The organism is Burkholderia multivorans ATCC BAA-247 (assembly GCF_000959525.1).
Lineage (GTDB): Bacteria > Pseudomonadota > Gammaproteobacteria > Burkholderiales > Burkholderiaceae > Burkholderia > Burkholderia multivorans.
This window is the reverse complement of sequence record NZ_CP009832.1, coordinates 2,684,108-2,696,801: the sequence shown is the minus strand read 5'-3', so window position 1 is coordinate 2,696,801 and position 12,694 is coordinate 2,684,108. Positions and strand designations below refer to the sequence as shown.

16 protein-coding genes are annotated in these 12,694 nt (G+C 60.4%); 9 read left to right on the top strand and 7 right to left on the bottom strand.

Annotated elements, in window-relative coordinates; genetic code table 11:
- Positions 1-136: 136 nt before the first annotated feature.
- The 4 genes from NP80_RS24980 to NP80_RS31155 all read left to right on the top strand — a co-directional run bounded on the left by NP80_RS24980 (position 137) and on the right by NP80_RS31155 (position 3,562).
- Positions 137-1,276, top strand: coding sequence for a site-specific integrase (locus tag NP80_RS24980; RefSeq protein ID WP_006409011.1), 1,140 nt, complete (start codon positions 137-139; stop codon positions 1,274-1,276).
- Positions 1,277-1,381: 105 nt separating this feature from the next.
- The gene (locus tag NP80_RS24975; protein ID WP_140401748.1) at positions 1,382-2,164 is read left to right on the top strand and encodes a hypothetical protein; all 783 of its coding nucleotides are present in this window, start codon (positions 1,382-1,384) and stop codon (positions 2,162-2,164) included.
- A complete protein-coding gene (locus tag NP80_RS31160) occupies positions 2,161-2,547 on the top strand; it encodes a hypothetical protein (protein ID WP_140401749.1) in 387 nt (128 codons plus the stop codon). The genes NP80_RS24975 and NP80_RS31160 overlap by 4 nt, the downstream gene beginning before the upstream one ends.
- 160 nt (positions 2,548-2,707) lie before the next feature.
- On the top strand, positions 2,708-3,562 hold the full coding sequence (locus tag NP80_RS31155) for a hypothetical protein (protein WP_088930110.1): 855 nt from the start codon (positions 2,708-2,710) through the stop codon (positions 3,560-3,562).
- A gap of 55 nt (positions 3,563-3,617) precedes the next feature.
- Here NP80_RS31155 and NP80_RS24965 read toward each other — a convergent pair whose 3' ends face one another.
- The 7 genes from NP80_RS24965 to NP80_RS31150 form a co-directional block, all read right to left on the bottom strand.
- Positions 3,618-3,848, bottom strand: a complete 231-nt coding sequence (locus NP80_RS24965) for a hypothetical protein (RefSeq protein WP_035945857.1) — start codon at positions 3,846-3,848, stop codon at positions 3,618-3,620.
- Entirely contained in the window at positions 3,845-4,147 is a 303-nt protein-coding gene (locus NP80_RS30355; RefSeq protein WP_106918431.1) for a hypothetical protein, read from the bottom strand. Before NP80_RS30355 ends, NP80_RS24965 begins: the two co-directional genes overlap by 4 nt.
- A complete protein-coding gene (locus NP80_RS24960; protein ID WP_006409007.1) occupies positions 4,147-4,605 on the bottom strand; it encodes a hypothetical protein in 459 nt (152 codons plus the stop codon). Before NP80_RS24960 ends, NP80_RS30355 begins: the two co-directional genes overlap by 1 nt.
- A complete protein-coding gene (locus tag NP80_RS24955; protein WP_006409004.1) occupies positions 4,602-5,906 on the bottom strand; it encodes a hypothetical protein in 1,305 nt (434 codons plus the stop codon). Before NP80_RS24955 ends, NP80_RS24960 begins: the two co-directional genes overlap by 4 nt.
- Complete coding sequence (locus NP80_RS24950) at positions 5,906-6,268, bottom strand: hypothetical protein (RefSeq protein WP_006408999.1); 363 nt, start codon at positions 6,266-6,268, stop codon at positions 5,906-5,908. The genes NP80_RS24955 and NP80_RS24950 overlap by 1 nt, the downstream gene beginning before the upstream one ends.
- A gap of 49 nt (positions 6,269-6,317) precedes the next feature.
- A complete protein-coding gene (locus tag NP80_RS30350; protein ID WP_006409008.1) occupies positions 6,318-6,536 on the bottom strand; it encodes a hypothetical protein in 219 nt (72 codons plus the stop codon).
- Between the two features lie 371 nt (positions 6,537-6,907).
- A complete protein-coding gene (locus NP80_RS31150; protein WP_140401750.1) occupies positions 6,908-7,516 on the bottom strand; it encodes a hypothetical protein in 609 nt (202 codons plus the stop codon).
- Positions 7,517-7,534: 18 nt separating this feature from the next.
- Between NP80_RS31150 and NP80_RS30345 the strand changes: the two genes are divergently transcribed.
- The 5 genes from NP80_RS30345 to NP80_RS24915 all read left to right on the top strand — a co-directional run bounded on the left by NP80_RS30345 (position 7,535) and on the right by NP80_RS24915 (position 12,521).
- Positions 7,535-7,756 carry a hypothetical protein gene (locus NP80_RS30345; protein WP_006409010.1) on the top strand — a complete coding sequence of 74 codons (222 nt, stop codon included), beginning with the start codon at positions 7,535-7,537 and terminating at the stop codon, positions 7,754-7,756.
- Positions 7,757-7,841: 85 nt separating this feature from the next.
- Positions 7,842-8,387 carry a hypothetical protein gene (locus NP80_RS24930; protein ID WP_035945866.1) on the top strand — a complete coding sequence of 182 codons (546 nt, stop codon included), beginning with the start codon at positions 7,842-7,844 and terminating at the stop codon, positions 8,385-8,387.
- Positions 8,374-8,757, top strand: coding sequence for a hypothetical protein (locus tag NP80_RS24925; protein ID WP_035945867.1), 384 nt, complete (start codon positions 8,374-8,376; stop codon positions 8,755-8,757). The genes NP80_RS24930 and NP80_RS24925 overlap by 14 nt, the downstream gene beginning before the upstream one ends.
- Before the next feature lie 260 nt (positions 8,758-9,017).
- A complete protein-coding gene (locus tag NP80_RS24920; RefSeq protein ID WP_006409000.1) occupies positions 9,018-11,525 on the top strand; it encodes a virulence-associated E family protein in 2,508 nt (835 codons plus the stop codon).
- A 222-nt stretch (positions 11,526-11,747) separates the two neighbouring features.
- On the top strand, positions 11,748-12,521 hold the full coding sequence (locus NP80_RS24915) for a zinc finger-like domain-containing protein (protein WP_006409003.1): 774 nt from the start codon (positions 11,748-11,750) through the stop codon (positions 12,519-12,521).
- The last annotated feature ends 173 nt before the right edge of the window (positions 12,522-12,694 follow it).

The following is a 12,694-nucleotide window of genomic DNA, read 5'->3' as shown; positions in this document are numbered from 1 at the left end:
CAGGCTCTTAGCCTTGTCCCGTGTGCCTTTCCGGGATTTTCGTCTTTCCGTGCATGACGCGAAATGACCGGTTGTGAAGCATAGTTTAACGCCCCGCCTGCTACAATTCTGCTACAAATCGACCTTGTAGCAGCGTATGTGGATGACGCATTGCTACAGTCCACAAACGGGGTGTTTCATGGCTTCGATCCTCAAGATCGGCGACCGCTGGCGTGCTCAAGTCCGCCGGCGGGGACAGAGTATAGCAAAGACGTTTCGAACCAAGGGCGCGGCCGAAGCATGGGCGCGAGAGATCGAGGGCGGTATCGACAAGGGGCAAGCCGCCGTCGACGAGCAGACGATCACGGTCGGCGAGCTGGTGCGCTTGTATCGAAACGCACGCAACGATTCCGGCCGGCCGGTCGCCGAGAAGTCGAACGAAGACTACATGCTCAAGCGGCTGGAAAGTCACTTTGACGATGAGGTGGCGGCGAAGCTATCGACCAAGCGGCTGGTCAAGTTTGCCCAGGAACGAAAGAAAGAGGGTGCAGGGCAGTACACGATCGACATGGACATATCCAAGCTCGGGACGGTGTACAAACACATGGCCTCGCTGCTCGACCTGCGGTTGCCGCACGCTCCGAGTATTGCGCGGCCGACCCTCGATCACCTGCAGCTCATCGGGCCGGGGAAGCATCGCGATCGGCGGCCGACCCGTGAAGAGATCGTGAAGATCTTCGAGTGGTTTGCGGAACATCCGGAGCGCGAACAGGCGGTGCCGGATGTCATCCGCGTGGCGATGAAAAGCGCATTCCGGCGTGGCGAGCTTTTTCGGTTGACGTGGTCGGATCTCGACGTCGAGCGCCGGCTCGCGCTCGTCCGCGATCGCAAACATCCACGGCAGAAGAAGGGCAACGACGAGTGGGTGCCGCTGATCGGCGACTCGCTCGAAGTGCTATTGCGTCAGGCGCGATATCCGGTGCCGCCGGCATACGAGGCGAAGCGCAAGGCGGACCCGAAGATCGACCCACATCCTAACGAGTACATTTTCCGGTTCGACAAGAGTACGGCGAGCAAGTACTTCAAGCTGGCGTGCGTCGATAAAGGCATCGTCGACCTTCGGCTGCACGATCTGCGGCACGAAGCGACGAGTGCGCTCTTCGAGGGCGGGTGGGATATTCCTGAGGTGGCAGCGGTGACGGGTCACAAGGATTGGCGTAATCTGAAGAGGTACACGAACCTGCGGCCGGACCAGGTGTCCCAAAAGGGCCGGCGGATCGTGGGTCCGATCGATTGACGCAGACACGGCGAGGAGTCCGGTCTGACGGCGGATCGGTATCACATTGATCGCGCTCTGATACTATCGGCTACAAATTCCACACAAATAATCGGGGTCGGAGCGGTGACGCAACCGTTAGAAGCAGTAAATCAGGCCATCAACGATCTGTTGAGAATGGCGGCCTACGCGCAAAGTAACGACTTGCTCGTAAAACGCTATGAACGGCAGGCGCGCGCTGCATTGGAAAGCGGCGTCGGGGATCCTGCGTTCGCATGGCTATCATTTGCTGCGATCGCGGTCATTCAGGGCAACCATACGGAGTGCGTGCGCAGTGTTCGTGCGGCGCTCAAGCTGTCGCCTCGTGACAAGATGGTGTTGGCAAATGGAATGGGATTGCTCGCGGCGGTCGCTGAGTGCCGTCTAGCCAGAGAGGTTTGTCAGCAAATGGAGCCGTTGGTCAGCGCAAACGACACGACGGCAATCAGCGGGATGGTAAACCTCTATCGAACCATTCTCGATTTCGAGGGGGCACTCGACATGATTGGCAGATTCAAGGTCAGTGATTCGGACCCTGTAGTTGACTCCATGAAGCGGTTGCTCGCTTTGGCCGAGGCTCACGGCGCGACGCGAGAAATGCGGGAAGAGTTGATTGAGACAGCTGTCGGCGCGGTTCGGGCGCATGGTGGCACTATCAGGCAAACCATGATGGAAGACTTCGGTGACGCTGGTCTGAGAATGGAACTGTATGTCACTGACTCGGCGCAGCGGTGCGGCGAGCTAAATTGGGCAATTTCAGAGGCGCTGTGTGAGAGGTTCGACGATCCGGCGCCAGGTATGGTGACGTTTGCGTGTCGACCTGTAAGTTCCTATCGCTTTGATGGCCAGTTCGTGTCGGTGACGAGATGAGTATCGGAATCAAGGACATCGAAGCACTCGCGGCCACCATGGCGAATGGCGGAAGCGAATGTGAGTGGCGATCAGGTGCTTCTCGCGGGTATTACGCGATGTTTCACAAAGTGCTTCAAGTTGCAGATGCCTGCTTGCCGCCAAGCAACTTTGTTTTAGGAGAGCATGAGCGCTTAGGTGAGCGGCTCAAGGCACAAGGGCTAAAAGGCCGTTCACTTGCATACCGCTTGCAAGACATGAAGAAAGTGCGAACACGCGCAGACTACTTCTTGGACGAGGATTTTTCGCAGGCCGATGCGACTGACCTGATTGCGAATTGCCCGTCTATCGAGGCGCAGGCTGACCAGTTCTTTGCTGTGGTGCATCAGGCAAGCAATCCCTGAGTGTTGGCGGTTATACGGAGCGCCCCAATCGCGGCTATGTGATTGGGGCGTTTTGCATCGCTAGCCACGCGATTGTCGGTCATGCTTGTGTCGTAAGTGCAATTGCGTTGCCGTGACGGCAGTTCGGTCACGCGGATAAAGACAGGAAAGGAGGTCGGGGATGAGTGAAGTGATCGAAAGCCCCCAGATGACTGTTAAGGCGGAGGGGCCATCGTCTCTTGAGCGCATGTCAAGCGTCATGACGCTGTTGGCCATGCTCGTCCTTCCGTGCTCGGTTATATTTGACGTGGCGTACTTTTCGCGGCTGGGACTCGAAATGTCGCAAGTTCCAACTTCGTTGACTGATCACGCGAGGTCCGCCGTTATATGGGCACCGGCCTTAGGATTTGTCATGCTGGGGTCGGTAATACAGCATCTTTTCACTCGTCGAATAGACGGTTGGCGGGATCCGGCTGAGATAAGGCGACAAGCATTGGCGGGGGCGAAGAACTCAAACGTCGTCTGGCGATGCATCGCCTTCATCGCGCATACTCCAAGCATATTCGTGATCGTAATGGCCGCAATAGGGATCGGTTCATTCGTATGGTCTGGAAGTCAATACTATGGCCAGATGATGGTGTTCGTGGGTATTGCGTGGCTCACATTTTCCGCAAGGCTATTGCCGAATAACGGTGCTCCGTGGGTGACCAAGTATGGCTGGATCTTCGTCTGGGTGCCGGTTGTTGTCGCAGTGTCCTATGTTGCGGGCGACGCTCGGGCGATCGCCAACCTAAAAGAGAAGCCATCCGCGACGATATTTCTATCGAATAAGGATGTGCTGCCGAAGCTCGTCATTCTGCGATACCTTGATCGCGGAGTACTTGCGAAGAAGATGGATGGTCACTTGATGTTTGTTCAGTGGACCGCTATTGCAGCGGTCGATGATGCACGAGCGCGGTCTGCATTCGAGGGAGTGCGATGTAAGTGGTTCGGTCGATGCGACGAAGTTAAGAATCTTCTCTATCAGCCGGAATAATTGGCCGCAAGTTTGGCGCAGGCGCGCGCTTCTGTGCGCCCGCGCTGACTTTGGGCTACGCAGCCTTGAGGCGAGCTTGGGTCGACATCGCATCCAGATAGTCCGCCACTGCGTCGTAGGGTGCAAACCTAGCGCCTCCCTCTTTGTATGTCGCGATAGGGAATGTCTCGGCGCTGATCTGGTTGCGAATTGTCCCTTCTGACATGAGCAGAAGCTGTGCGAGCTGCGCCAGTGTCATGCGGGGGCCGTACTTTTCCAGAATGTATGCGCGGGTCAGCAGGCTCATTCACTTTCCCCTGCTCGGGCGGCCATGCCGTAAATTTTCGGATGCCACGCGTCGAGCCATACGCGCACGTCCTTCTTGTAATCGAAGGCTGAATGATCGATGTCAATGTGACGTCGGCTGAACAGGCAGTTCCACTTCCCGTCATCTGCGCGCCAGATCGATATCGCACCATGATCGCCGGCATCAGTACAGGCCCGATGCTGCCGCAGCAGACGGATTGCGTGAGCGGGGGACTGGAAGAATGGTACGTCGTCGATGCGGCCGGCAGCGACGCCCGGCAGATTGATTAGTGAACCCATCATTGGTCTCCATGCTTCGAATTGAAAGGGATCGCCCGAGCGAGCTGCATCAAGCCGGTTTCCAACGTGATGCCAGCGGTTGCTGCCCAGGTTCGCGCGTCCTGCGCGGCTTTATGGCGAGCGAACGAGCCGATCTCGTCGGCCATCAGGTCCAGCAGCTCGACGTCGGCCGCGTGCGAGATCTCGGTGATCAACGCGCGAATCTCGATGCGAAGGGCGTCGAATCGCGCGAGCCTGCCTTGGCGGGCGTCCGCCAAGGCTTCGTTCGTCTGGATTGCTTTTCGCCGCGTGAGCGGCGCATCGTTGTTCTGGATTGTTGTTGCGGGCGTCAGCCCGCTGCTGTTCGACTGCATCGACGTACCGTCGACGCTTGCCAGTGCGAGCGCCGGGCGCTTCTTCGCGTGTTCCCGCTTTCGCGGCAGCGGACGTGGGGTAGAAAGGGCCGGGTGCGAGGTCATTTCGCTGCCTCCTGCGCCATATCCGGCGTCCAGTCGGGATCGGGCATTGCATACAGCTTGTCGAGCCACTTACGAACGCTGGCGGTCTCCTTGGCTTTCGGCATGGTGGGGCTCGTTTCGATGCGGCGGGTAAGGTCGCGCACGGCCCCCCGAATCGCCTGCACGCGGGTCAGATAGGTCGGCATTCCTTCGTGGTATGTGCATGGCGATGCGCCGCCGGCCATCCCGATGGTGTAGTCCAAGCCATAAATCCACTCACCGTCCGAAATCTGCGCGACCCGAATTTCTGCCGGGCAGCGACCGGTGCGTTGTTGCTTCGGCGCGGATATGACGTCTGTCGGCGTGTAGACGCCGTGTTCGTTTGCGGTGGCGATGGCGTACGCAGTCTTGCGAGCCGGCACTGTATCGAGTAGATCTGCGATTGGCGTCAGCGCGTCATGTACGGCGTCGATGGTGCCCGGAGAAAGCTTGCCGAACACGGGATCGTGCAGGACCGCCTGTAACGCCTGCAAAAGTTGCTTTGCACACGCATCGCTGACCTTCGTCGCTTTGGGCGCGGCGCGTTCAGCAGGCTTTGTGTCACACGTCAGATGCTTCTTCGTGACCTTGCTCTTGCCAGCTTCCTTCGCTTTCGACAGACTGGACACGATGCGCTCGAGCGCCTTGTCGGCGCCGTGCGTGCGGATCTCTTCGATCGCGAGGGTGCCTGCGATTGCGCCGCCGCGGACGAGGTCGTGCAATTCGGCCGGGGCTTTTTCCAGAAGCGCGGCATCGCGGATAGTCTGCTCGGTAATGTTCAGTTCGGCGCAGATCTGCTTTGAGTCGTAGTTATGGATGTCGCGCAGCTCGGCAATCGCCGCAGCCAGATCTAGGGGCGATGCGGCCTTCTGGCGGTTGTTGTGGTAGCCGTCCACCACCATCTTCGCGCGGTTGACTTCGCGGCTATCGCGCACCACCAATGGGATCTTTCCGAGATCCTTTCCCGCTTTGATCGCCTTGCCGGCCGCGAGATAGCGGTGCTGCCCCTTGTAGACGTAGAACAGATCCTTTCCGTCGACTTTGCGCACGTAGCAGTGCAACGGCGAGCCTTTGTCGTACCCGTGTTGGATCATCAGAACCGAGAGTTCATTCACCCACGCGAGGTCGACGGCTCGGATATTGTCGGCCGGGTCATAGTGAATTTTGTCGTACGGCACCATCCAGAGATCGGCAGATGTGGCACCGGCCTGAGAGGCGGCAGCCTTCGTGTTCCCGGTCGGGATCGGCGCAGTCAGGTCGAGCTGTTGCGTGCGGTCGTCCATTACGCAATCTCCCGCGCGGCATCGGTGCGCGCCTTGCCGGCCTTCTTCGCCTTATCGATCGCCTTCGATGCTGCGGTGCCCGCCGCGCGCTTTGCGTCGCGCAGGCGCTTGATCGCGGTTGCGCAGTCGCCTTCGCTAGGGATCGAGATCTGCTTGTGCGCGATTTCGGTGCCGTCAAGGATCAGGTACTCGGTATGCACGCTATCGGCCAAGGGGCGGCGACCGACGATGTACTTGCCGACGAGGATCGGGGTCGCCGGACGGCGTGCATTCCGGTCGTAACGCGTGATGGTGCGAAGCGAGAGGGTGTCGCGACGTTCGACGTCGACGAGGGGAAGGGTTCGGGCTTTGATTCGCGGCATGGTGGTCTCCATGACGCCGGGGCCGCTCGCCCCGGCAATGTCGGGGCATTTAGACGGTGACGTGGTAGGCGGTCGTCGGAGCGACGACAGGATCGTCCTGAAACACATTCACGACGACAAACAGCAGGGCGGCGACGACCGTCCAGCGGAAGATCTTCGATTTTTCAAAGTTGCTTTGGCTGGCTGGTCTGGTCGACTTGATGCGGTGCTGCTGCTCTTGGCGAAGCCATTCCTGACGGATAGCGGAATGCTGATCGACTGATTTCACGTTGGTTCTCCGTTTACGCGTTGGGTTGATGCAGTAAACGGAATAAACACTATGTTTAATAAAAAAGCAAACGTCGTGTTTACTTTCTGCCCGTGCGCGAGCGACACACTTCGTTAGCGTTAGTGGTGGCTGTAGGTGTAGGGCTGGGTCAGGCTGTCGCGTCCACGTAGGAATCTAGGACGAAGGCAGACAGGCTCTGACACCACGAAAGAACCGCGAGGAGGTGATTGTCAGCAAGCCGCGGCGGGGAAGTCACGATGTCACCGCCGCGCGTGATGGAAAAGTGAATTTCTGTTACGAATTCTGATTCGTCTGAGTCGGCTGGGATGCGTCGCCGGCGGGCTACTCGGTACGTAGCAAGGTCGATGACGTTATCGCGCAGATCCCCGTTTTTGTCCTTCATTGTCAGTTTGGCCTTCAGGCTGCACGGCCGCGCGAATGGCAGCGCGTGAGCGTTTCGCAAACGCCGCTGCATTCGAGCTTGCAAGTCCGGCCTCCAGCATGCCTTCCAGCGCTTGCATCAACTGAGGTGTGACGAGATCCTGTTCCGCTGCTTTGGTTAGCTTGGAGCCAAACGACTTTGTACGTTCGATGATGTCGGCCTTGCTTGTCGGCAGCGGCTTCGGTTTTTGGCGGCTCGTTACGTCGCCAGAAACCTTACTGTCTCGTAATGTTTCACTGCCTGCACCCGTGTCGGCCATATCACCGATGCCAGACCGGAGCCATTCCGCTCTGCAACCTATCGCGCCAGCAGCTTTCATGATGCCGGCCGCAGACATCCCTCGACGCTCCCAATTGTTGAGAAGTTGGGGCGATTCATTGAGCAGACGCGCGACATTTGCGGGGCCGTCAACGTCCCGAAGTTCTCGCGCAGCGGCGTAGAGGCGCCGCATTGTTTCGTGTATGGCTCGCATGCGGCCAATGGTCGTCGAAGTAAACGTCTTGTTGTTAAACGCTCTGTTTGCTTCAGAAATAAACATGGTGTTTAATATTGTCCTATGGACAAATCAGCTCACATCCAAACGGATCGCCGGACGATCGAACGACTGGGCGGACCGGCGAAGGTCGCCGAGTTGCTTGGCTACGAAAAACACCTCGGCGGCACGCAACGTGTCTGCAACTGGCTTGTTCGTGGCATTCCGGCGGCAGTGAAGGTGGAGCGGCCGGATCTGTTCATGGCGAACCTCGTGGCTGCAAATTCCCAAGACCAAGCGCGTTGAGTCGCGCATCTCGTTGGCCTGCATCGTACGGACCGATTGTGTGCTGCGACAGCATGAAACGCGTCTCATCTCAAACATCTCGACAATGACCTGCCGATACGACAGTACTGAATGGCTGGACGTGCTCTATACGTCCGTTCGCAACACGCCCGGCGGTGTCGCCGACGCGGCGAACCACCTCACGGTCCGGCGCGGGAAAAACATCACGCCGGAATCGCTTCGTCTGCGCCTGCGCGGCGTAGGCGACAGTCGCTTGTCGATGGAAATGTTCGAGCTGCTGGTCGAATGGATGCAAGAAAAGACCGAGGCAAAGGCGCACGCGCTCGATGCGCTCCATGCGCTGAATGCACGTTTCGGGCTGGTCGCCGAATACGTCGACGAGCATGGCGCTGATGACGACATCGGGCAGGGCGTGGATGTGCATCTGGTCTCGACCGCTTTGCACCTTCAGGCTCACGTTGGCCGCGTCGCAGACGACGTGACGCGCGTTCTTGGGGAGCAGCGCATCGATGACGGCCGGGCGGAGCAGATCATCGCGACTGGCCGCAAGGGCCAGCGCCTGTTCCAGCGCTTGATCCATGCTGCTCGCAACCTTGCCGCACGTCGCCGTCGTCGTCATGGAGCGGTTTAAGCCCGGCATGGGGTGTTGTCGTCCCGAGCGTGATCAGATTAGCCTCTGTTGCACCCCTGAGCAGCAATTGGCGTGCGCTGTCACGACGCTCGCATCCCGATTCGAGTATGCCCCCGCCGAAGCGGGGCGCTTGCTGTCCGAACTGCTCGCCACGTTCCCCGATCGCCTCGCTCCGATTCTTGCGGAAGCGAACGCAGCCGGGCGCGTGCGCTTGTTCATCGAGCGGGCTGCGCGCGCATGCGCCGCGCTCGCGACCAAGGCGGAGCGTCACGCGTTCCGCGACCAGCTTACCGATCGTCTCTGCGCGCTGGACCTTGCCGCGTTCGACGATCTCATGTCGGCGGAATGGCGTCGACTGCGCGGCAAATAACCGGAGACACATGTGAACGTGAACGGGATCAGTAGCGCGTTGCGACGCGGCGCATCGCAGTACAGCCGCTCGCCGAGCGGACGGCAGTGCTATGCGGCGGGGCGGGCCGCATGGCGAAGCTTTTCTCACAAGGTCGAGCGCGACCGCCGTCTCGTCGAGCTGGAAGCGCCTCGGCGTGCGAGCTAACAGCGCGTAGCTCAACGAATTGTGATCTGGCCGCGACGCGCGGCCAAAGTAACTTTGATCGAGGGAATTTTTGTATGGCGACACTGGACCACATTATTCAACAGCTGCGTGCTGCGGGTCATCCTGACCTGCCCGCCGGGCATCCGATCGCGGACGGCAAACATCATCGGTACGGGCCGCGCAAGAAATACTGGTATCAGCTTCGCGAGATCTTCAGCAAGGGCGCGGTAATCGGCTATGGCGGCACGTTCGGGCACTTCTCGGGCGACGATCCGGGCACCGAGCGATTCGAATGGAGCGGCGCACCGATGAGCGAGGAAGTGCTCGCGGAGACGCGTCGCCGGCAGGAGGCCGCCGACCGTGAGCAGGCCGAGCGCGATGCGCGTCAGGCGAAGCTCGCCGCGAATCGCGCGCGAGATCAGTGGAACCGCGCGGCAGAGCATGGCGAGTCCGCCTATCTTGAACGCAAGCACATCACGGCCGAAGGCGTACGTTTCGACGCGGACGGCACGATATTCGTGCCGATGTATCAGTACGGCGGCGATGCTCGGCTGGTCGGCCTGCAGAAGATCACCCCCGACGGCGCGAAGCGCTTCAACAAAGGCATGGAAAAGAAGGGCGCGTCGTATCTGCTCGGCGAGGTCGGCGCAGACGACCAGATCGTGCTGGTCGCCGAAGGCTACGCGACCGCGCGCTCGATTCGCATGGCGATCGACGAGGCGTTCGCAGTCAATGTCTGCTTCGACGCCGGTGGCATCCTCCCGGCCGTGCGCTATCTGCGTGCGACGTATCCGGATGTGCACGTGCTGGTCTGCGCCGACGACGACTGGAAGATTGAGCAGCGCATGCGCGACTGGCTCGCCGACGAATTCGCTTTCCGGGGTGAACTGGTGTTTGGTGCCGACCCGGTGCGGATCGAGGCGAAGAACACGTGGTACATGGTCGCCGTGTCTCGACGTCGTGACGACAATGGCGTGCCGTATGTTGAGGTGACCTACGGAAACGACGTGATGCCGTTGCGCCGTAAGCGCTTCGAGAACACGGGCCTGAAGCGTGCGTACGAGGCGGCAGCGACGGTCGCCGACGTCAGCGTCGTCTATCCCGCATTCGCCAATCGCGGCGAGCGCAAGCTGACCGATTTCAACGACCTGCACGTCGAAGAGGGCATCGACCCCGTCCAGGCGCAGGTGCAGGCGGCAATCCTGCGCGTCATCGCGCCATCGAACGAAGAAATCCGGCCGGCGACGGTTGCAGTGCCGACCGCGGACGACACGCCGACGAAATCCGCCGCGACGTCCGCTGTCGCGAAACAGCTGGAATGGGATGGCCGCGAGGCCGAGAACGGCGCGCACACGTGGGAGCAGGATCTCGCGCGTTCGGAAAAGGGCACGCTGCTGCCGACGCTCGGCAACGTGCACATGATCTTGTCGAATCACAAGGCATGGCAGGGCGTCATCGAGCAGGATGACTTCGGTGGCCGCGTGATGAAACGCAAAGCGCCGCCGTTCCCGCAAGGCGTGAAAGGCGAGTGGACTGACATGGACGATCAGCGCTGCGCGCTTTGGTTGTCGCAGCGATACGGCCTCTCGGTGCGCACCGATATCGTGATGAACGCGGTTCTGTTGGTGGCGGACGCAACGCACTTCCATGACGTGCGTGAATACCTCGAAGGGCTGACATGGGACGGCGTGCCGCGTGTGCGCACGATGCCGTCGACATACCTGCGCGTGGCCGACAGCGAGTATGTGCGGCTCGCGTTCATGAAGTGGATGATCGCCGCCGTCGCGCGCGTGATGGAGCCGGGCTGCAAGGTCGACAACGTCCTGATCCTCGAAGGCAAGCAGGGGCACCGCAAATCGACGGCGCTGAAGGTGCTGGCCGGCGCTCCGTGGTTCACCGATACGCCGATCCAGATCGGCAACAAGGACACGTACGCGGTGCTGGCCGGGAAGTGGGTGATCGAGCTGGCCGAACTGGACTCGTTGAACAAGGCCGACTCCTCGGCGGTGAAGAGCTTCTTTGCGACGGCCGTCGACCGGTTCCGCAACTTCTACGGCAAGCGTGCGACCGACGTCCCGCGCCAGTGCGTGTTCGCAGGCTCGGTCAACTTCGACACGTACCTGAAAGATGAATCGGGCAACCGGCGTTACTGGCCGTTGCGTGTCGGCGGGTTGGTCGACATCGACGGCATTGTGGCCGTTCGTGATCAGCTCTGGGCGGAAGCCGTTCACCTGTATCGCTCGGGCGTCGTGTGGCACGTCGAAGAGCATGAGCGCCCGCTGTTCGAGATCGAGCAGGCGGAGCGCTACGAGGGCGACGTGTACGAGGACAAGATCGCTAAGGCCCTGGAATTCGTCTCGCGCACGACGATGGAAGAGATCCTCGCGGACATTCTGAAGCTCGACACGTCGAAGTGGACGCTGGCCGAGCAACGCCGCATCGGCAAGGCGTTGAAGTCGCTCGGATGGGTGCGCAAGCGCGAGTCGACCGGATCGCGCGGTTGGTACTACGTGAAGGAAGAGCAAGAGCCGGAAGCGGAGCGCGAACTCGTCGCAGCAGGTGATGACGACAGTCCGTTGTGATTGCGTGGCGCGCTGTGCCTGCACGGCAAGCGCGCCACTTGGCCCGTCTTGGCGCGCTGCGGACGTCCCATGTCCCAATGTCCCAAGGCGCGGTCTCGGGCGCGTGTGCGGGGGCGCGACATGCGCGACATGAGCGGCGCATGTCGCGCATGTCGCAGGCGCGCACCCCCACAAGCCTTTTCCCTTGGGACATTGAGACATTAGGACGAGTAGGAGAGAGTCATGATCGATTTGAAAGAGCGGGTGGGCGTTGCGATGAGCGTTCGTGGTCAGTTCACCGACCCGATTGCCGATCCTAAAGTTACTTTGGGCGCGCTCGCCTTTGCGAACGATCTCGGGAGCTTGCTGGCCCGAATCAAGGCCGGGCCGCTGCCGACTCCTGCGATGGTGCGACGTGCAACGTTGCTGTTGGCGCAGATGATCCGGACGTCGGGCCGATTCAAGCGTGCGCGGTTCACGGGCCTGTCGCGCGACGAGCGCCGCGATCAACGTGCCGGGCACGCTGTCGAGCGGTCGAAGGTCGACATCATCGAGCGCTTCGCGCTGCGATTGCTGGATGAGTGGGTGAACGATCAATGTGTCGAGTGCGAAGGGCGTGGCGTCGTGCGTCGCGCGCGTGCCGTCACGACATCGACGCACGCGTGTGATGTATGCGGGGGCAGCGGGAAGGTGTGTGTATCGGAGGAGCGTATCCCGTTCTTCGAAGGGCGTAACGGGCCGCTGGTCTTTCGGGAATACGAACCGTGCGACGACTGCGGCGGGATGGGGCGGATCGCCGCGTCGCCTGTGTCGGATGCAAAGGGCCGGCACATCTGCCCTGACTGTTCCGGTTCCGGCAAACGGCAGGTCGACGATGCTGGCCGGGCGCACGCACTTGGCGTATCGCTCGACGAGTATCGGAAGTACTGGTCGTGGCGCTTTCACGACATGCTCGCGCTGCTGGATACGGTCGATGGATCGGTGTACGACACATTGCGTCGACAATTGCGAGGATGAAACGTATTCCATTTCAAGAGCGGATCGCGTAAACTTTGCACATCCTTTACCGCGTCACTGGATAAATGAGCGACCGCATACTCGTGTCGCAACCTTCGCCCGACAGGCGTACTGAATCGCGGGAGCGCCGCGACCAACAACGATAACTGTCTGTCGGGATCTGTTGGGAGGGC

Bases quoted from the DNA above. Each gene is read 5' to 3' on its own strand.
- NP80_RS31155 (WP_088930110.1), top strand. From the start codon at position 2,708: ATGAGTGAAGTGATCGAAAGCCCCCAGATGACTGTTAAGGCGGAGGGG.
- NP80_RS24915 (WP_006409003.1), top strand. From the start codon at position 11,748: ATGATCGATTTGAAAGAGCGGGTGGGCGTTGCGATGAGCGTTCGTGGT.
- NP80_RS24950 (WP_006408999.1), bottom strand. From the start codon at position 6,268: ATGCCGCGAATCAAAGCCCGAACCCTTCCCCTCGTCGACGTCGAACGT.
- NP80_RS24965 (WP_035945857.1), bottom strand. From the start codon at position 3,848: ATGAGCCTGCTGACCCGCGCATACATTCTGGAAAAGTACGGCCCCCGC.
- NP80_RS24930 (WP_035945866.1), top strand. From the start codon at position 7,842: ATGACCTGCCGATACGACAGTACTGAATGGCTGGACGTGCTCTATACG.
- NP80_RS24925 (WP_035945867.1), top strand. From the start codon at position 8,374: ATGGAGCGGTTTAAGCCCGGCATGGGGTGTTGTCGTCCCGAGCGTGAT.
- NP80_RS24955 (WP_006409004.1), bottom strand. From the start codon at position 5,906: ATGGACGACCGCACGCAACAGCTCGACCTGACTGCGCCGATCCCGACC.
- NP80_RS30355 (WP_106918431.1), bottom strand. From the start codon at position 4,147: ATGGGTTCACTAATCAATCTGCCGGGCGTCGCTGCCGGCCGCATCGAC.
- NP80_RS24920 (WP_006409000.1), top strand. From the start codon at position 9,018: ATGGCGACACTGGACCACATTATTCAACAGCTGCGTGCTGCGGGTCAT.
- NP80_RS24980 (WP_006409011.1), top strand. From the start codon at position 137: ATGTGGATGACGCATTGCTACAGTCCACAAACGGGGTGTTTCATGGCT.
- NP80_RS31160 (WP_140401749.1), top strand. From the start codon at position 2,161: ATGAGTATCGGAATCAAGGACATCGAAGCACTCGCGGCCACCATGGCG.
- NP80_RS31150 (WP_140401750.1), bottom strand. From the start codon at position 7,516: ATGTTTATTTCTGAAGCAAACAGAGCGTTTAACAACAAGACGTTTACT.
- NP80_RS30345 (WP_006409010.1), top strand. From the start codon at position 7,535: ATGGACAAATCAGCTCACATCCAAACGGATCGCCGGACGATCGAACGA.
- NP80_RS24960 (WP_006409007.1), bottom strand. From the start codon at position 4,605: ATGACCTCGCACCCGGCCCTTTCTACCCCACGTCCGCTGCCGCGAAAG.